Origin of the sequence: Streptomyces atroolivaceus (genome assembly GCF_000717025.1) — a bacterium.
Classification (GTDB): Bacteria; Actinomycetota; Actinomycetes; order Streptomycetales; family Streptomycetaceae; genus Streptomyces; species Streptomyces atroolivaceus.
The window spans coordinates 186,022-204,063 of record NZ_JNXG01000006.1 but is presented as its reverse complement, the minus strand read 5'-3'; the positions used below and the strand labels follow the sequence as shown (position 1 = coordinate 204,063).

The window sequence follows — 18,042 nt, the reverse complement described above, 5'->3', positions numbered from 1 at the left end:
CCGGGTGACGAGGTCGGCCACGGGTGAGGTCACCGCCGGCTGAGCGCGTGGTCGGCCAGGATCAGCTGGCACATCTCGTCGCTGCCCTCGATGATCTCCATGAGCTTGGCGTCGCGGTACGCCCGCGCGACGAGGTGACCGTCCCGCGCCCCGGCCGACGCGAGCACCTGCACCGCGGTGGCCGCGCCCCTGGCCGCGTGCCCGGCACTGACGTACTTCGCCATCACGGCGGCGGTGACCAGGTCGGGGGCGTTCTCGTCCCAGCGGCGGCTGGCGTACTCGCAGGCGCGGGTGGCGACCTGTTCGGCGGTCCACAGGTCGGCCAGGTGCCGGGCGACGAGCTGGTGCTGTCCCAGTGGGCGGCCGAACTGGTGGCGGGAGCGGGCGTGGTCGACGGCCGCACTCACGCAGGCCCGCAGGATTCCGACACACCCCCACGCGACCGAGATCCGGCCATAGGCCAGGGCCGTCGTCACCAGCAGGGACAGTGGCTGCCGCCCGCCACCCAGCAGGCTGCCGAGCGGCAACCGCACGTCGTCGAGCAGGACCTCCGCGTGCCCGGCCGCCCGGCAGCCCAGGGGATCGGCCACCGGCCGCACCTGGACACCGGGGGCGTCGCGGGGCACCACCACCACGGCACCGTCCTCGCCCATCCGGGCGACGACGAGGAAGAGATCGGCGTACGCGGCGGCAGTCACCCACTTCTTGCGGCCGGTGAGCGACAGGGTGTCGCCGTCGACGGTGACGGTGGTCGCGATGGCCGACAGATCGCTGCCTGCCTGAGGTTCGCTGAAGGCCACGGCCGCCGTGCCCCCCGAGGCCAGCCGCGGCAGCAGATCCGACGCCTGCTCCGGGTCACCGAGCCGTTCGACGGTCCACGCGGCCATGCCCTGCGAGGTCATGACGCTCCGCAGCGAGCTGCACAGACTGCCGACATGGGCGGTGAACTCGCCGCTGTCCGCGCTGCTCCACTCAGGTCCGCCGTACCTCGCCGGGATCTGGGCGGTGAGCTGCCCGGCCGCACCGAGTCTCCGCACCACGTCCTCGGGCAGCCGGCCCGCCCGGTCCCAGTCGGACGCCCGGTCGCCGACCAGTTCGGTGACCGCCGAGGCCGCTGCGGCGACGGCGTCACGCACCGGAACCGCCGGGGGCCGGCTGCCGGAGCCGTTCGACCAGTGAGCCCATCCGCCGCACGGTGCGGAAGTTGTCCATCCGCAGGTCGGCGCCACGGATGGCGATGCCGTACGTCCTCTCCAGATGCACCACGAGTTCCATGGCGAAGATGGAGGACAGCCCACCGTTACCGAAGACGTCCGCGTCGGCCGCCCAGTCCCTCCCCGTGTGCTTCGCCAGGAATTGCAGCAGGTCCGTCCGGACCGTGTCGGCGTCGCCGGCGGGTTCCGGCACCGGACGGTCGGGTGACGTGGTCATGTCTGTTCTCCCTCGTATTCGTAGAAGCCGCGCCCGCTCTTGCGGCCGAGGTGGCCGGCCCGCACCATCTCCAGCAGTAAGTCGCAGGGGCGGCAGCCTTCGTCTCCGGTCCGGCTGTGCAGCACCCACAGCGAGTCGACCAGGTTGTCCAGCCCGATGAGGTCGGCGGTGCGCAGCGGGCCCGTCGGATGACCCAGACATCCCTGCATGAGCCGGTCGACCGACTCGACGTCGGCGGTGCCCGCCGCCACCACCCGGACCGCGTCGTTGATCATGGGATGCAGGATCCGGCTGGTGACGAAACCCGGCGCGTCCGTGACGACGATCGGCTCCCGGCGCAGCGCGGCGAGCAGCGCCCTCAGCGCCTCCAGGGTCGCCTCGCCGGTCCACGTACCCCGGATGACCTCGACCGTCCGGATCAGGTAGGGCGGATTCATGAAGTGGGTGCCGATGAGGTCCTCCGGCCGGGCCGCCGCCCGGGCCAGCTCGTCGATGGGGATCGCCGACGTGTTCGAGATGATCGGGACGCCGGGCGCGACCAGGGCGGACAGGTCCGCGAGGACCTTCGCCTTCGCGTCGGCGTCCTCGGTGACCGCCTCGATCACCGCGGTGGGTGCCGCGTCGCCGGCCGTCACCAGATCGGTGAGCGACAGGCCGGTGACGAGAGCACCGGGGGCCACCCCCTCCGGCAGTGCGCCCATCAGCTGCGCCATCCGCACCTGGTGCCCGATCCTCGCCGGTGCCTCGTCCAGCCGGCGCCGGTCCAGGTCGATCAGCGACACCGCGATCCCGTGCCCGACGGCCAGCGCGGCGATGCCCGACCCCATCACCCCCGCTCCGAGCACAGCCAGTCGCAGCCCGGCGCCGGGCGTACCGCTCTCCGCTGCCATGTCGTCCCTCTTTCGGTCCCGGCCCGGCCGGGAGGCCTCCGGGCTACGTCGAAACACGGTGATCGCCGAGGCGGCCACGGGAGTACCCCCGGGCCGCCGCCCGCGGTCATTCCTCCGAGCGGCCCGCTTCGGCCCGGGAAGGCCACGGTGGTGCGAGACCGCCCGTGGGTTCCGTGTAGAACTGCTGCGCCCACTGCCGGTACCGGCCGATCGGACCGTCGCCCCTGGCGAGCTTCGGGTGCTCGACGTGCTCCTGGTGGTGCCACATCAGCAGGTCCGCGCCGGTGTCGACGCTCGCCACCCGCTGGAGGACAGCGCTGAGCAGCCGGGCGGCGGGCAGCGCCGCCGCGCGCCCGATCCGCTCGGGCACGCCCGGGATGCCGGCCAGCTCCAGCTTCGTACCGAACCGGAGATGTATACGCCCCGCGACGGTCGCGGTCGCGTGGAGCATCACGTACAGGTTGCCCGCGTCCCGGGGCAGAACCGTCCTCGCCGCGATGGTGCCCAGTCCGATCACGGTGAGCGTGTACGACTGGCGGGACCCGCGCATCATGGTGCCGCGGGCGGTGGCGGTGACGGTGCTGATCGGTTTCCCGGCCACCGGTGCGCCCCCGATCTCCAGATCCTTGAGACCGTGCAGCGCGGGCAGATGACCCCAGTCGAACGCGTTCTCGATAACGTCCTGCGGGTGGCCGGCGATGTCGAAGGTGTCGTGGCTGTACGGCTGCCGCTCATCCATCGGCAGGGCCGGGACGTCCCACTCCGGGGGCAGACCGAGGGCGTGCCACCACACGTAGACCGAGCCGTTGACCTCGCAGACCGGGTACTGCGACAGCGACGCCTTCGGCGGCGGCTTGTCGTACCCGGTACGTACGCAGGCACCGGCCGGGTCGAACGCGAAGCGGTGGAAGGGGCAGACGATGTCCTCGCCCTCGACCGATCCTCCGACCCCGAGATGCGCCCCCAGGTGCGGGCACCGCGGCCGGACGGCCCGCAGCAGACCCCGGGTCGTCCGGTAGAGGACGACCTCCGCGCCCGCGAGCGGACGCGTGGTGACGGATCCGCGGCTCAGCTCGTCGCTGAAGGCCAGGCAGAACCACCCGTTCGGGTAAGGACGGGAGGGAGCGTGCAGGGTGTCGGCCGGGGCCGCGCCGGGCCGGCCGACCTCGCGGGAGCTGAGAAGCTGCTTCACTAGAGGCTTCAGGTGGGGCTTCATGGCGTCACTCCTGGTGCTGCACCGGGCAGGCGGAGGCTCCCGCCCGGGGGGTGGACGGCTGGGCAGGCGCGGACCGCGGCGAGGCGGCATGCAGCTCGGTGCTGTCGGCGATGCCCGTCCGCCGCTCGCTGAGCCGCAGGGTCAGCCCGCGCGAACTCAGACTGGTCTCCACCTTGGGCTTGAACGGCTGCTCGCCGGCCGGGGTCAGCTCCCAGCGGGAGACGATGGCGGTCAGGGCCAGGATGGCCTCGGTGAGGGCGAACTGGTCCCCGATGCACTTACGGGGGCCCGCGCCGAAGGGGATGTAGGAGGCCCGGTCGGGCTGGACGCCCAGCCAGCGGTCCGGGTCGAACCGGTCGGGATCGGTGAAGAGGTCGGACCGCCGGTGCAGGAGGTACGCACTGAGCACCAGGGTGCTGCCGCTCTTGAGCCGTACTCCGCCGAGTTCGGCGTCCTGCCTGAGGGTGCGGGTCATCATCCAGGCGGGCGGGTACAGCCGCAGCGTCTCCGTCACGACCCGGGAGGCCAGGCCGAGCGACGGCAGGTGCGCGGCATCGAGCTTACTGCCGGCCAGGACACTGTCGGTCTCGGCCTGGAGGCAGCGCTGGACGTCCGGGTTCGTGGCGAGCAGATGCAGCGCCCAGGCCAGGGTGATGGCCGTGGTCTCCATACCGCCGAGGAAGAACGTGAGTGCCTCGTCGGCCAGTTCGGCGTCGCTCAGCTGTTTCTGGCCGTCGTCGCTCTCCTCGTCGACCGCCCCGACCAGCGTCGAGAGCAGATCAGCACGGTCCGTCGGATCGGCACGCCGCTCGGCGATGATCTCCGCGATGGTGTCCGACAGGCGGTGCCGTGCCTGGTCGTACCGCCGTTTCTGCCGAGTCGGCAGCTGGCGCAGCAGGGCCGGCGTCATCATCCGGCGGAAGAACGCGCTCACGATGGTGGCGGTGTCGGCCAGGGCGCGCCGCATGGTCTCCTCCGGCAGCGCGCCACTGAACATCGTCTCCATGGTGGCTCGCGTCGTCAGCGTCATCATTTCCTGGGTGACGTCCAGGATGTCGCCGTCACGCCAGGACCCGGCCTTCAGCTCCGCCGCTCGGGCGAACACCGCACCGTACCCAGGGAGCCGGGTGGGGTGGAAAGAGGGCTGGCACAGCCGCCGCTGCCGCCGGTGCAGGGTGTACGAGCAGGTGGACAGGCCGTCGCCGATGACCTCGCGGATCCGGTCGTAGATCGGACCGCCCTTGTCGTAGACGCGGTCGTTCAGGAACACCTGCCGCGTCAGGGCCGGATCACAGACCATCACGGCGGTACTCGGGCCCAGCCGGACGCGGACCATCTCGCGGTACCCGGACAGGGACATGATGAACGCCAGCGGATCGCGGAGCAGTGGCAGTGCGTGGCCCAGCAGCGGCAGGGCCCGGGGAGCGAGCGGAACCGACGCCGCAGTCGCGGTACTCGTGTCTGTCATGGACAACCTCATTCTGTAGGTGAACCACCGGCTGATGCCGCGCCGACGGAATCGCGGGTGATCTCGATCAGCGCGGTGGTCCAGCGGAAGCCGACCCCGAAACTCACGACGAGGACGCGGTCCCCGGCCCGCAGGGCGCCGGAGCGGAACGTCCGGTCGAGGGCGAGCAGGACGTCGGACGGGCCGGCGTGGCCGAGGTGCCGGCCGTAGGTCCAGGTGGTGTCGTCGGCACGCAGGCCGAGCGGGGAGCCGCTGAGCAGCAGGTCGAGGACGACCGACCCGATCGCGATGGGCACCACGTGCGAGATGTCCGCCGGTTTCACGGCGGCCTCGTCGAGGACGGTCCGGATGCAGCGGTGGGTGGCACGTTGCAGCACCTCGATGTGGGGCATGAACCCGGTCTCCTCGACCGGGAACCGCCGGGCGGCACCGGTGTGCCCCTCTCTGGCACGGGTCTGCGCCTCCAGTTGCGGCTCGGTGACATGGGCGGTCGCCACCAGACGGGCGAAGCCCGTACCGCGCGTGAGGACGGCGGCGGCACCGGCGTCACCGGCGATGTAACCCAACTCCCGCGAGTATCCCCATCGTTCGTCCGGGAAGCGGGCACCGGTCGTGACCAGCGCGGCTTGCGCGGCCGGCCGGGCGGTGAGGTGTTCGGCCGCGGTGACGAGGGCGGCGGCCCCGCCGTCACTGGCCGCGCCCACCTCGATCCCGGCGGTGTTCTTCCCGCCCAGCACCCGCGTCAGGTAGGCCACGGGCGTGTAGTGGTCTCCGTCCTGGAAGCCGGCGTGCACGAGCAGACTCAGGTCGGCACTGGGGACGTCCGCGTGGCGCAGCGCCCTGAGGCCCGCCCGGGCCGCCATCTGCGTCGCTGTGTTGTCCGTCGAGACGGCGGCCGAGGTGAATCCGTTGAGTGCCAGGGTCGAGGGCTGCCGGGTGCCCGGGACGCCCTGCGGCTCCTGCTCTGCGGGCCTGATGGGGGGTACCCACGCTCCGGTCCCGGCGATCGTGATGTCCTGCCACAACACTGCTGTCTCCTCGGCTGTCACGAAAGGGGCGACTGGGGAACGCGGGCGCGCGGCCGGATCACTTCTCCGCTGTGGTCCAGGGGGTGTGCGGTGACCCCGGCGATCCGGGCCAGCACCCGGCCGTCACCGGTCGCCGCGGTCAGGTCCCCGGTGGCGTAGTCGCAGTGCAGCCGGATGGCCGGATGGTCCGCGCTGAGCCGGCAGTCGTTGCCCGGCCCGCCGAGATCGACTTCGTCGAGGCCGGCCATCGGGCCCACCAACGGCGGGCTGTCACCGCGCGGCGGCAGCAACAACAGGTGCACCATCGCGTCCAGCAGGATCGTCGGCACGGTCATCCCGGCCAGGGCCGGAGCCCAGGCGGCGTGGTCCAGCCCGAACCTGGCGCTGTTCCCGTCCGGGCCGCGGGCGTAGTCGCTGGTGCCGGCGAACGGGCCGGTGAGCGAGATCGGCGGATCGGGGGAGTAGACCGGCATCGCGAAATCGGGTTCGGGCTCGTAGGACGAGCAGTCGGGAGGGCCGGCGAGCGCGGGGTAGCGATCCGCCAGCAGGACCTTCGTCTCGCACAGCAGGTCGTTGAAGCGCAGCACCTTGCCGTTCTTGCCGAGCCGGTGGGCCGTCATCCTGACGGACACCTCGGCGCGGTCGCGCTCGCGGCTGGTGACCCGGGCCTCCACCGCGACGGTGCGCAGCGGCCCGCCGAGCCTGACCGTGATCGACGTCCGGCAGGAGAGGTCCCGGAACCCGGTGACCACGAGACCGGGGCACAGGGCCGCGGCCGCGCCGGCCGCTGCCTCCAGGGTGAACGTACCGGGCAGTGTGTACTCCCCGTTGACCCGGTGGTGGCGCATCCACCGGCCGTCCTGCTCGGCCAGCGTGAGCGGATCCCAGGTCTTGGTGAAGACGGCCCAGTCCTCGCCGCGGTACTGGACACCGTCGAGCAGTGGCGTCTTCAGTTCCGGATCCGGCGGGGCGGCCGGTGGCGCGTCCGGGGCGGGGACCCGCGGATCGGCGGCGGCCCCGTAGGTGCTGATCCCGCGCAGGGCCAGCAGGCGGCGCTCTTCCTCACGGATGAAGAACGACACCCCGCCGGCCGGTGGCCGGGTCACGGCGGACAGGAACTGTGCCTGCCCCTGCGCGGTGCTGATGTAGGCGTCCATCTGGTTGCGCTTGAGGGTCTCGCGCATGCTGACGCTGCTGGCGACACCGACCTCCCGCCAGCCGCTCCACAGGACCGCGACCTCCCGGTAGCCGTCCGGGCCCTGCCGCCGGCCCTGGGCGCTGGCGTACGCGAGGTACTCGTTGACGGCGCAGTAGTCGATGTCACCGGGCGCGGGGGCGAGGGTGGCGAGGGTGCTGAAGTTGCACCAGATCCGGGGCGGACGACCGGCCAGGGCCCGCTTGAGATTGCGGTAGCCGGTCGCCTTGGTGGTCCGGACCGCCCGGAAATCGGTCAGGGTCTTGGCGTGCAGCGCACGCGACCGCAGGTCGAGGACGGTGTTGACGAGCAGGTCGATCTGTCCGTGCCGGGCGAGGACCTCGGTGAGGACGGCGGTGGTGCGCTCGGCGTCCAGGATGTCGCACGCCCGGTGGTGCACACGGTCCTGGCCGCACAGCTCCGCCAGCCGTTCCACCGTACGGTGCACTTCCAGGCGCGCCTCGGCCTTCTCGTACGCGGCTCGCAGCTCGCGCACCGACGCGTCAGGGCGCCTGCGGCGTTCGGCGGCCATGAACTCGGCCTGCGGGGGCAGCGCGTCGCCGGTCTCCGGCAGCGGGGTGCGGCCTATGACGTACACGTGCGGCCGTTCGCTGGTGCGGGCGAGGGCATGGAGAAGCTCGGGCGTGATTCCCCGGGCGCCGCCGAAGGCGACCACGACCGCGCCGGGCGGCAGCGTGGCCTCTCCCGCGGGGAGCGGTGGCGCGTGGTCGTCTGCGACGGCCAGGGTCAGCCAGTTGCCTGCGCGGTGGACGAGCGTGTGCGTCGGTACCTGGGCCGTGCCCGCCCGCGCGAGCTGGTCCAGGGCGGTGGCGGCGTCCGGTGCGTCGCTGAGCAGGGTCACCCCGCCGCACTGCGGGACCTCGGCCCGGACGGATCGGATGAGGCCGGTGAACAGGCCGCTCAGCGGGGGTGGCAGGTCGTGCGGCACCTCTCCGAGCAGGACCGCGCTGAGCGAGCCGCCGGTACGCAGCGCGGGCAGTGCCGCCTGCAGGGTGGTGAACGTGAGGTCCTGGAGATCTTCCAGCCGGGTGGCCTCGGCCTCGTCGCCCAAGTCGTCGTGGGCGGGCAGCCGCGACAGGACCCGGATGTGACGGGGGACGAACGGCAGGGCGGCCAGGGCGCCGGGAGCCTCCTCGGCCGGTACGTGGTCGGCGGCCCCGACGCCCGCTCGCGGCGACCAGACGGCGATGTCCGGGCCGGTGACCGCAGCCGCGAGATCCGGGGCGTCGGTGAGGACGATGGTGCCCGGCGGGATCGGCGCCGTGCCCGATCCTCCCGGCGGCGGGGGCGTCGGGACGAGCCGGAAGGTCTGGCGTCGGCCGGTGAACTCCTCCGCTCGTCCGGGCGCGGCGGGTACCGGTCCGGTCCTCGCGGGGTGACTCGTTTCCGTACGCACGGACTCCTCCGGCCCGGTGCGTACCGCGGCCTCCGGGGAGTCGCGGGTGGGCCGGTCGTCGGACGGCCGGGTGAACCGGATCGGCGGTGATCCGGCGGCGGCGGGCGTCACCACGGTGTCCGTCGCGGTGACGACGCCCTTGAGGACCGCCAGCAGGGCGTCCAGCGACAGATAGGTGTGTCCGGCGCCGTCCAGCACGGGCAGGGCGTGCGCGGGCGTCGCCGGGTGTTGCGGACCGGCACCATCGACCGCGGTGGAGAGCGTGCCCAGGACGGGCAGGCGGTGCTCCAGCGCGGTCGAGCGCCGGGTGACCGCCAGCACGGCGGCACCTTCGGCGATGGACCGGCCGTCCGGCACCAGACCGTCGAGGTAGCGGTCCCAGCCGCTGATCGGCCGCAGGCATACGGCTCCGACGAGGGCCAGATCGCAGGCCCGGTGGCGGAGCTGGCGCAGAGCCAGGTCGACAGCCGTGTGTGTGGAGTCACGCTGGGAGTAGAGGCTGGCTCCCATGGCCTGGAAGTCGTAGTAGTTGGCAGCCCGGCCCGACAGGATGCAGGAGACCGCGCCGGTGAAGTCGTCCTCGTTCAGGTCGCCGGGGATCACCCCCTCCGCCTCGGCCATCCCCTTCGCCAGGTACTCCCTCAGCGTCCGCGCCTGCACCGGGTCGGGCAGGATGCCGAACGTGGTGGCGGCCTCGCGGGCGTGCACCCGCAGCGCGGCCTGGGTGTTGTGCGTGGTCGGCAGCGTCGATCCCACCATCACCGCGGTGGTGGGCCGCAGGCTGGTGCCCGGCTCCCCGAGCTGGTCCAGCAGCGGGCCGAGGGCCTCGAGCATCATCAGGTGGGCGGCGTCCATGTGGCGCATCGTCAGCGGCGGGATGCGCACGTCCCGTGGGGACGGCAACGGGTACGGCGTACCGAAGCCGGATTCCGGGAGCGGGCCGTCACCGGCCAGCCAGGCGGGCACCCGGGCGGCGTCCAGGCCGGGCAGGTGGGTGTTCCAGCCCACGACGACCAGGTCCTCGGCGCCGGCGGCCGCGTCGCCTCCGCGCCTGTGAACGGGGGCGGCCGGCGGCACGCGGTCGGACAGGACCACGTGCGCGTCCGCTCCGCCGAGGCCGAACGACGACACCCCGACCACGCGCGGTCGTGCCTCGTCCGCCGGCCAGGGCGCGTCCTTGACCGGAACGGTCAGGTGGGTGCCGTCACCCAGGAGCGGATGCGGGTCGGTGACCACGGGCTGACCGGGAACCGCTCCGCGTTCCAGGGCGACCAGCGCGTGCGCAACGGACACCAGGCCCGCCAGCACGCCGGTGTGCCCGAAGACCTGCTTGTTCGACGTCAGCAGGCACGCCCGCTCACGCGGCCCCAGCCGGGAGAGCAGCGAGCGCAGTTCGATCTCGTCGCCCACCGGCGTGCCGGTGCCGTGCGCCACGACCCAGTCCACGTCGTCGGCCTCGACGCCCGCGTCCGCCCAGGCCCGGGCGATCGCCAGCTCCTGCCCGCGCGTGGCCGGAGCGTGAATGCCCTTGCCCCGGCCGTCGGCGGCGAGACCGGTGCCCCGGATGACACCGAGTACCGGGTCGCCGTCGGCCACGGCCCGCGCGTACGTCTTGAGGGTGAGCACGATGGCGCCCTCACCGATCAGGGTGCCGTCGGCAGCCTGGTCGAAGGGGCGCACCCTGCCGCTCATCGAGATGCCCTGGGCGCGGCAGAAGAGCGTGAACCCGATCGGCTCGATCACCGAGGTCCCACCGGCCAGCGCCACGTCGCAGGAGCCTTCGCGCAGCGCCTTGACCGCGGCGTCCACGGCGAACAGCCCGCTCGCACAGGCCGCGTCGAGGGTCAGATGCTGGGAGTCGGCGGGGATCAGCCCGCGCAGCGCGTTGCGGGAGACGGACGCGGGCAGGTACGCCTTCGGATCCCCGCCGTCGCCGCCGTAGTGCGCGCTGAGCGCGTGGTCGGCCAGCTCGGCCAGCCAGTCACCGTCCGCGCCGGCCGGGACGGCGTCGCGCACCATCCGCCGGTACTCGTCACCCAGGACGACACCCTGGGGGCCGAGCCCGGTCTGGTCGTGGATACCGGTGGTCGCGGCGAGCCACCGGTCCGTCGCGCGTCGGTTCACGCCTGCCAGCGCCTGGACGGCGCAGTGGCGCAGCCAGCGGGTGGTCCGCGGCCAGCCGGGGTGGTCGGCGTTCCCGTCCGGTTCGGCGATCGAGGCGGGGTCCGGGACGAAGTCGTGGAGGTACCCGGCCTCGCGGACGTAGAAGGCGTCGGTCTCCTCACGGGTGGGGGCCCAGAAGTGCTTCAGGTCGAAGGCGGACGGTTCGCTGGAGAGCAGGACGCCCTCCCGCAGCCGGTCCCAGAACTCGGCCGCGTTGTTCGCGCCGGGCAGGGCCAGGCCGAGACCGACCACCGCGACGGCGCCGGGATCCGTCTCCTGTGCTTCGTCCGGCGCTTCGTCCGGCGCGGGGGCAGCCGCCGGGTGTGCAGGCGCCGGCGCGGACGCTGCGGGCGCGGGTGGGGGCGTCGGTGCGGCGGCCGGTGGAGGTGTCGGCAGGGCGGCGGCCGACGCGGGGGACGGCTCCGGTGTACGTACCGGAACAGGGGCCGCCGGCCGCTCGGGGGCGGGCCGGTGAGCCTCCGACGGCGTCGTCACCGCCGCCGAGGGGGCCGGCTGGCGCCGGGCGGGCCCACTCACCTGGTCCGCGAGCCTGCTGTGCAGTCGCATGCCCTGCATCCCACCGATGCTGATTCCGCCGTCGGCGACGATGGTCTGCCCGGTGATGAAGGCGGTGTCCTCGTGCAGGAGATGGCAGATCAACTTGGCGGCGTCCGGCGTCGAGAGGGTACGGCGCATCAGCTCGCTGGTCCCCGCCGGGTCGGTGTGCACCGCCGCCGGATCGTCGAGATTGACGACGATCTCGCTGTCGACGGAGCCCAGCAGCACCGTGTTGACCCGGACGCCCTGGCCGGCCAGTTCGAGCGCCAGATAGCGGACCAGGGACTCCAGGGCCGCCTTGGTGACCCCGCCGGGGCCGTAACCCGGAACCGGCTGGTGTGCCCCGACGCTGGACAGGCAGAGGATGCTCGCCCCCTCTCTGCCCTTCATCAGCTCGGCCGCCCGGCGCGAACAGTGGTAGGCGCCCATCACATTGGTGGACCACGCCCGCTGCCAGTAGGTGTCGTCGATGTCGAACAGAGGCAGGAAGGCCCCGCCCGCGGCGTTGTTGACCAGGATGTCCAGGCCGCCGTGGCGCTCCTGGATCAGGTCGAACATCCGGTCGATCTCGCTGGTCTTGGCCACCGAGGCACGGATGAACTCGCAGCTGTGACCAGCCCGCTCCAGCTCGGCCCGCAGCAGCTCCGCCTGCTCGACCGAGTGGAAGTAGTTGACGATCACATGGGCGCCGCCCTGTGCCAGGCGGCGGACGATGTCCGCGCCGAGGCTCTTCGCGGCTCCGGTCACCAGTGCGACCCGGCCTCGCAGGCTGTCTGTGGAGGTCATCGCCCGGCAGCCCCCGCCCGCGTCTGTACGACGGTCTCCGCGATCCGGCGCAGGGTGCCGACGGTCAGCAGGGAGGAGTTCGACCGCAGATCGGGCAGGTCGAACCGGTCGGACACCCGCCCCAGCAGGACGACCTGCTTGAGCGACTCCACACCCAGTTCGGACTCCAGGCCGTCGTCCTCGCCGAGGAGGTCCGGCGGATAACCGAGGAAGTCCCCGTACAGCGTCTGCAACTCGGCCAGCACCGACTCGTAGTCCAACCCGACGGACGTGGGCGTGGCGTCGGGGGCTGCGGCGACCACGGGCGGAGCGACGGCGACGGGTGCGACCGGCACCGCGGCCGCGGGGGCCGGAGAGGCGACGGGGGTCACATAGGACACGGGGGCCGCCGGTATGGACACACCGGGCGGCGGAACGGCTGCGGGGGACACCGGAACCGGCTCGGCCGCCACGGGCACGCTCACCTGCGCGGCAGGACCGTGTCCGTTGCTCGACGGCGCCGGCACGCCGGAGCGGAACGGGCTGCCCGCGGCGGACTCGGTGACCAGCGCACGGACGGCTTCGGCCGGATCGCTCTCGCTCAGCGGGACGACACACCGCACGCCCGGGACCGACGCCTCGACGAACTTGGTGACGACGGGCCACTCCCCGCACTCCACGAAGGCGTCGGCGCCCGCCGCGTGCAGGTCGCGGATCGTGTGCAGCATCCGGACGCGGGCGGTGAGCGCGCCGGCGACCAGGTCGACCGGGTCGTCGTCGCCGATGTCCCGCCCCAGCCAGGGGGAGCACACTCGCCAGCGTCCGGCCCCGTACGGAACGCGGGGCGCGGTCGCCCGCAGGTCGCGCGCGGCCTGCGCCATGGCCGGGGAGTGGGTCGGATGTGGGACGCCCAGGGGGAAACTTGGCCAGTCCAGTGCGTCGGCCACCTGTTTCACCTGCTCGATCAGCGCTTCGGGACCGCTGATGACGCTCTGCCGGGGGGCGTTCTCGCAGGCGAGTACCAGGTGGGGATGGTTGATCAGCCCGGCGAGCGACTCCGCCCTGAGGCCGTCCACCCCGACCGCCAGCATCTTTCCGTCCCAGCTCTGCCGGGTCAGAACCTGGGACCTGGCCACGGCCAGGCGCGCGGCGTCCTCCACGGACAGGTGTCCCGCGGCGGCCAGGGCCCACAGCTCCCCGATGCTCTGCCCGACGACGGCGACGGGCCGGGCCCCTTCGGCGATCAGCATGTGATGCGTCGCGATGCTGACCGCGAAGATCTCCAGATACTGCACCTCCGGGCCGCGCTGGTCGCTCGTCTCGTTGTGCTCGATCAGCCGCGCACTGATATTGGGCAGCCCCATTTCCCGGGCCGCTTTGTCGATGCGGGACAGTGCTTCACGTACGGTCTCGTAGCGGTTGTGTAAATCACACAGAATTCCCCCTCGTGGGGCGGCCACCGTACCGGGCATGACAAAGACGGTATTCACCACGTGCATCACCCTCATCTCTGCCCCGACCGCAGGCGAATTCGCATGGCCGACCGGGGTCGTGAAACGCACACGACGGCGCGACGAAACATGTCCTTACATGGTTGCACCCGGGCGGCGGGCGAAAGCAGATGCACCCCTGGCCGCCCCTCGTTGATTGCCATTCCTGTGAATGTGTGACTCCGGAACCGAATCTCTCCTGCTGAACGGGGTTGCCATTGAAGGTAGCGGCGCGCCTCCCGGGGGGTCAACGATCCAGTTTCGGCCTGAAGTGATTGCGCCCACCAGTTTCCAAGCATGTAACAGTGGAAGGCGATTGCGCTCTTGCCGCCAGATGGGACGCGTGTTAGCCGCGGCCGGTCGTTTGATACGTTAGCCTCCGTAGTGCCCCGCTTTGAACCGACGTGATCGAGGCCCTCAAACATCATTCCGCCGGGAATTCGATCCAATTTTGACAAGCCGGCTTGGCCGAGACCGGACGCCTGGTCCCGGCTATCAAGAGTCCCGGGCGGTTCGCCGACGCAGACACAATTTTTGTTTGGTATTTGTTTGCCGGCTCTTCGGTGCCCATTTGAAGTCCGATTCGAAACCGGGGCTTTCGGGGGCCGCCGCGGTGGGGCCGTGGGCAGGATTGACGGGCGGTTCCCGCCGCAACAGGCCGCTTCGGCGTCGGTGACGCTCTCGCCCCGCCGTCGGGGCCGGGCCGCCATCGGGGGTGGGGCGACGCCGGGGGCGAGAGGCTGCCGGCCGGCGAAGGAACAGGTGATCTCGGCATGGAGCCCGGCCTGACCCGACGGCGCGATGCGCGCCGGTGCGGCTGATGCTTCGGCCGTTCGTGATGGTGGGGCGTCACCGGGGACGTGCGCGCCCCCGACCGTCCGGATATTCGGATGGTTCGGGGCGAGGGCGGCGCGGCAGGATGTTCCGCATGACATTGCCCACCCCCGAGCTGCATACCGCCCGCCTGCGACTGCGGCCGTTCACCGACGCCGACGCGGCGCCGCTCTACACGCTGCACAGCAGCGCCCACGTGCTGCGTTACTGGGACTCCCCGCCGTGGACCGAACCGGCCCGCGCCCAGCGCTTCATGGCGACCTGTCGGACGATCGAGGAGGAAGGCACGGGAGCGCGGGTGGCCGTCGACCGTGTCTCCGACGGCGCGTTCATCGGCTGGTGCGGCCTGACCAGCTGGAACCCGGACTTCCGCAGCGCGTCCCTGGGCTACGTCTTCGACGCCGCCGCATGGGGCCACGGCTACGCCACGGAGACCGCGCACGCCGTCCTGCGGTGGGCGTTCGACGTCCTGGACCTGAACCGCGTCCAGGCCGAGACCGATACCCGCAACGTGGCGTCCGCCCGAGTCCTGGAAAAGCTCGGCTTCGTCCGCGAAGGCACCCTTCGCGAGGACTGCGTAGTCAACGGAGACGTCTCCGACTCCTGGGTCTTCGGCCTCCTCCGTCGCGAGTGGCATCCGACAGCCACGCTGATGCCCGACCGCTAGGACCGAGGCCTGCCCGCCTTCAGTCCGCACCCCACCGAAGTCACCGGCGGCCGCTCCGGCGAGCTCAACGTGTTCGCTTGCCCCACCGATCCCGACCATCCGCACCGTGGATCATCCACGAGTTCGTAGCGTCGGCCTGGAGCGGCACGATTCTCATCGGCGTGCGCGGGTGCTGTCGCTCCTCGTGTTCTGGCTCACTTTCCGTGGAGGGCTGACTGAGTGTGATGTCTGAGGTATGTGGTGGGATGGCCGGATTCTGCTGCCGCGACCTGCTGGGAGACCGCCCTTCATGCCCGTGTACTCGTCTCTGACTCACGCCCTGACTGCGGCCTTGACCGGTGTCCTGTGGTTCATCGAGGGCAGTGAGGACGAGCAGATGGATCCGGACGACGCTGTCAAGGTCCTGGAGGGCGTCGCCCACCTGGTCAGCAAGCTGTCGAGCGACCAGCGGAGCGAACTGATCGGTCTGCTCGGGGCGATGGCCGATGCCGAGTCCGACCCCGCTCGGCGGGAGTTCCTGGAAGGGTTTCCGGAAGGCTTTGGTCTGCTTGATGATGCGGTCCGACCCGTGCTTCGCGAGTGGAGCAGGACACGCCTGCGAAGTAGACGGAGCCTGCCCGGCCGAGCATCTGGCGTCTGAGCATCTTTATGCGGTTGACGTGTCCTTCGACGACGCCTGAGCTCCAGGGCAGGGCGAGCCCGGCGATCTGCCCGCGGATGGTGACTCGGCGCCCGCCCGTGGGGGAGAGGTGGTCAATGACTACCGGCGTGCTCATCTCATAAGGGTGCGACTCCCTGCCGGTGACAGCGTGCCGAGCGCGCAAGGCCCAACCCCGAGCAAGGTAGGCGTATGAGCGGCAGGCCGCCCCTCTCGCGCACAAGAGGGCTTGCTGGGCGGCGCGTCAGCGGTGGAGGAGCGGTTGGTTCCACGGTCTCCTCCAGCGTGGGCCGTGGAGGTGAGAGCGGCGAAGCGGTGCATCCGGCGGTCCCGCTTGCGCCGGGCCTCGTCGGGGTCGGCCGGAGCAGAAGCGGCACCCAGGACCTCGAGGGGCAGCTCGGAGCAGTACGCGGGCGTCACCGGCTGCCGGCTCCAGGAGCCACCCGCTTCACGTGGCAGCTCCTCGCCGGTGTACCCGCGTCTGCGCCGGGGCGGTCAGTCCGTTGCCGACGACACCTTCGGCACCGCGGCGGCGTTGACGGAAGCATCGCTCGGTGGAGAAGCCGGTGGCTGGGGGGCGGCTGCGGTCTCGCGGACAAGGAGGGTGCCGATGATTGCGAGGCAGCCGATGACCGCCGCCGTCGTGAAGGCGGCTTGTGACGCCGAGACGGACTGGGCCAGGTCCAGTGCTCCCGCATCCTTCGCGTGGGAGCCGATGGTGTAGGCCGAGATCAGTACGGCGCCGCCTGCGCCGCCGGCCAGCTGCTGGGCGGTGTTGAACGCCGCGGTGCCGTGCGGGTAGAGCTCGGCGCGAAGGGAGGACAGCGCGGCGGTCGTCATCGGTGCCCACATGAGGGCCTGCGAGGCCGACAGGACGAGGTAGGCGGCCAGGAGCGCGGTGACACCGGTGTCCTCGTTCGCTCGGCTCAGGAACCACAGGGCACCCGTCCAGATGACCGATCCGGGGATGGCCAGGGGCCGCGGTCCGTAGCGGTCGTAGACGCGGCCGCCGAGGGCCGAGACGAGGGCGATCAGGGCTCCGCCGGGGACCAGGAAGAGGCCGATCTGGAAGGTGGTCAGGCCGACGACGTTGGTGAGGACCAGTGGCAGGACCATGGTGGTGCCGAATCCGACCAGTGCGACGACGAGCATGACCAGTAGCGGCACGGTGAATGCCCTGGTACGGAAGATTCTCATGTCGAGGAAGGCGTTGTCGCTTCGCTGCAGCACGGTCTGCCGACGGACGAAGGCCGCGAGGGCGAGGAGCCCGACGAGGATCGGGAGGTAGGGCGGGACCGGTGCGTGGCCGGAAGTGGACTCGCCGATCGTTGACAGGCCGTAGACGAGGGCGCCGAACCCGATGGCGGACAGGACGAGGGACAGCACGTCCAGCGTGACAGGCTCCGGAGTGGTGATGTTGCGCAGTTTCGCTGCGCCCAGGGCCAGCCCGGCCAGGACGACGGGCAGGACCAGGATGAAGAGCCACCGCCAGTTGAGCTGGGAGATCACCACGCCGGACACCGCAGGGCCGACCGCGGGTGCCACCGCGGTCAGACCGGTGACCAGCGCCATCGTCCGGCCTCGGCGGTGCGGGGGAACCAGGCGCATCGTCGTGGTCATCAGAAGGGGCACGAGGGCGGCCGTGCCCGCCGCCTGGATGAGGCGACCGGTGAACAGCACACCGAACCCCGGGGCGACGGCGGCGATCACGGTGCCGAGGGAGAACAAGGACAGTGAGCCGATGAAGACCGTGCGGAGGTTGAATCTCCGAAGGAGGAAGCCGGTGGCCGGGATGAGGATCGCCAGGGTCAGCAGATAACCCGTCGTGAGCCACTGCCCCGTGGTGGGCGTGATGTCGAGATCGCTGATCAGGGTGGGGAGCGCGACTCCCAACAGCATCTCGTTCAGCAGGACCGTGAACGCGGAGACCATCAGGATCCCGATGACGAGAACGTCTCCGGAGGCCAGTTTGTCCTCGTTGCGGGTCGGTGGCAGGGCGTCCGTGGCGGCTGGCGCCGGAGAATCGTCGGGGGACATGTGATCTCTTCCGTGGGGCTGAGGTGGGATGCCTGAAGCAGAGTTGTGCGTGCCGTGGGGCGCGTGCGGCAGCCCGGGGGCACGCCGCACGGGCGTGAGGCGCAGTGGCGGCCGTGAGTCGGCCACCAGGGAGCGAGTGCGGTTGCCGGCGGCCACGTGTGCCGGGGCCGTGCCTGCGGATCTGCCGGCGGTAGCGCCGGAGGCGATAAGGAGATAGTCTCCGTT

Annotated in this window: 11 protein-coding genes; 2 read left to right on the top strand and 9 right to left on the bottom strand. The window is 71.6% G+C overall.

From position 1 onward, the window contains the following. Positions 1 to 29: 29 nt before the first annotated feature. The 8 genes from OO67_RS15560 to OO67_RS15525 form a co-directional block, all read right to left on the bottom strand. Positions 30 to 1,136: an acyl-CoA dehydrogenase family protein gene (locus OO67_RS15560; RefSeq protein ID WP_033300628.1), complete on the bottom strand. Its 1,107-nt coding sequence runs from the start codon at positions 1,134 to 1,136 to the stop codon at positions 30 to 32. Then, positions 1,129 to 1,431 (bottom strand): acyl carrier protein, encoded by a 303-nt coding sequence (locus OO67_RS15555; RefSeq protein WP_033300626.1) that lies wholly within the window; start codon positions 1,429 to 1,431, stop codon positions 1,129 to 1,131. The genes OO67_RS15560 and OO67_RS15555 overlap by 8 nt, the downstream gene beginning before the upstream one ends. Beyond that, positions 1,428 to 2,321 (bottom strand): 3-hydroxyacyl-CoA dehydrogenase family protein, encoded by an 894-nt coding sequence (locus OO67_RS15550; protein ID WP_051709439.1) that lies wholly within the window; start codon positions 2,319 to 2,321, stop codon positions 1,428 to 1,430. Before OO67_RS15550 ends, OO67_RS15555 begins: the two co-directional genes overlap by 4 nt. Positions 2,322 to 2,427: 106 nt before the next feature. Next, a complete protein-coding gene (locus OO67_RS15545) occupies positions 2,428 to 3,537 on the bottom strand; it encodes a Rieske 2Fe-2S domain-containing protein (protein WP_063746149.1) in 1,110 nt (369 codons plus the stop codon). Positions 3,538 to 3,541: 4 nt separating this feature from the next. Then, complete coding sequence (locus tag OO67_RS15540) at positions 3,542 to 5,005, bottom strand: cytochrome P450 (RefSeq protein WP_033300624.1); 1,464 nt, start codon at positions 5,003 to 5,005, stop codon at positions 3,542 to 3,544. 8 nt (positions 5,006 to 5,013) lie between these two features. After that, on the bottom strand, positions 5,014 to 6,033 hold the full coding sequence (locus OO67_RS15535) for a 3-oxoacyl-[acyl-carrier-protein] synthase III C-terminal domain-containing protein (RefSeq protein ID WP_157841688.1): 1,020 nt from the start codon (positions 6,031 to 6,033) through the stop codon (positions 5,014 to 5,016). A gap of 17 nt (positions 6,034 to 6,050) precedes the next feature. Further along, the gene (locus tag OO67_RS15530; RefSeq protein ID WP_033300621.1) at positions 6,051 to 12,152 is read right to left on the bottom strand and encodes an SDR family oxidoreductase; all 6,102 of its coding nucleotides are present in this window, start codon (positions 12,150 to 12,152) and stop codon (positions 6,051 to 6,053) included. After that, positions 12,149 to 13,603, bottom strand: coding sequence for an acyltransferase domain-containing protein (locus OO67_RS15525; protein WP_244300225.1), 1,455 nt, complete (start codon positions 13,601 to 13,603; stop codon positions 12,149 to 12,151). Before OO67_RS15525 ends, OO67_RS15530 begins: the two co-directional genes overlap by 4 nt. Positions 13,604 to 14,549: 946 nt before the next feature. Here OO67_RS15525 and OO67_RS15520 point away from each other — a divergent pair. Both OO67_RS15520 and OO67_RS15515 read left to right on the top strand, forming a co-directional pair. Beyond that, the gene (locus tag OO67_RS15520; RefSeq protein ID WP_033300805.1) at positions 14,550 to 15,122 is read left to right on the top strand and encodes a GNAT family N-acetyltransferase; all 573 of its coding nucleotides are present in this window, start codon (positions 14,550 to 14,552) and stop codon (positions 15,120 to 15,122) included. A gap of 331 nt (positions 15,123 to 15,453) precedes the next feature. Then, positions 15,454 to 15,762: a hypothetical protein gene (locus tag OO67_RS15515; protein ID WP_244300229.1), complete on the top strand. Its 309-nt coding sequence runs from the start codon at positions 15,454 to 15,456 to the stop codon at positions 15,760 to 15,762. Positions 15,763 to 16,275: 513 nt separating this feature from the next. Here OO67_RS15515 and OO67_RS15510 read toward each other — a convergent pair. Further along, a complete protein-coding gene (locus OO67_RS15510) occupies positions 16,276 to 17,817 on the bottom strand; it encodes a DHA2 family efflux MFS transporter permease subunit (RefSeq protein ID WP_063746148.1) in 1,542 nt (513 codons plus the stop codon). Positions 17,818 to 18,042 lie beyond the last annotated feature (225 nt).

Excerpts from the sequence above, each read along its gene's own strand:
- OO67_RS15555 (WP_033300626.1), bottom strand. The coding sequence starts at position 1,431 with ATGACCACGTCACCCGACCGTCCGGTGCCGGAACCCGCCGGCGACGCC.
- OO67_RS15550 (WP_051709439.1), bottom strand. The coding sequence starts at position 2,321 with ATGGCAGCGGAGAGCGGTACGCCCGGCGCCGGGCTGCGACTGGCTGTG.
- OO67_RS15545 (WP_063746149.1), bottom strand. The coding sequence starts at position 3,537 with ATGAAGCCCCACCTGAAGCCTCTAGTGAAGCAGCTTCTCAGCTCCCGC.
- OO67_RS15540 (WP_033300624.1), bottom strand. The coding sequence starts at position 5,005 with ATGACAGACACGAGTACCGCGACTGCGGCGTCGGTTCCGCTCGCTCCC.
- OO67_RS15530 (WP_033300621.1), bottom strand. The coding sequence starts at position 12,152 with ATGACCTCCACAGACAGCCTGCGAGGCCGGGTCGCACTGGTGACCGGA.
- OO67_RS15525 (WP_244300225.1), bottom strand. The coding sequence starts at position 13,603 with ATGCCCGGTACGGTGGCCGCCCCACGAGGGGGAATTCTGTGTGATTTA.
- OO67_RS15520 (WP_033300805.1), top strand. The coding sequence starts at position 14,550 with ATGACATTGCCCACCCCCGAGCTGCATACCGCCCGCCTGCGACTGCGG.
- OO67_RS15510 (WP_063746148.1), bottom strand. The coding sequence starts at position 17,817 with ATGTCCCCCGACGATTCTCCGGCGCCAGCCGCCACGGACGCCCTGCCA.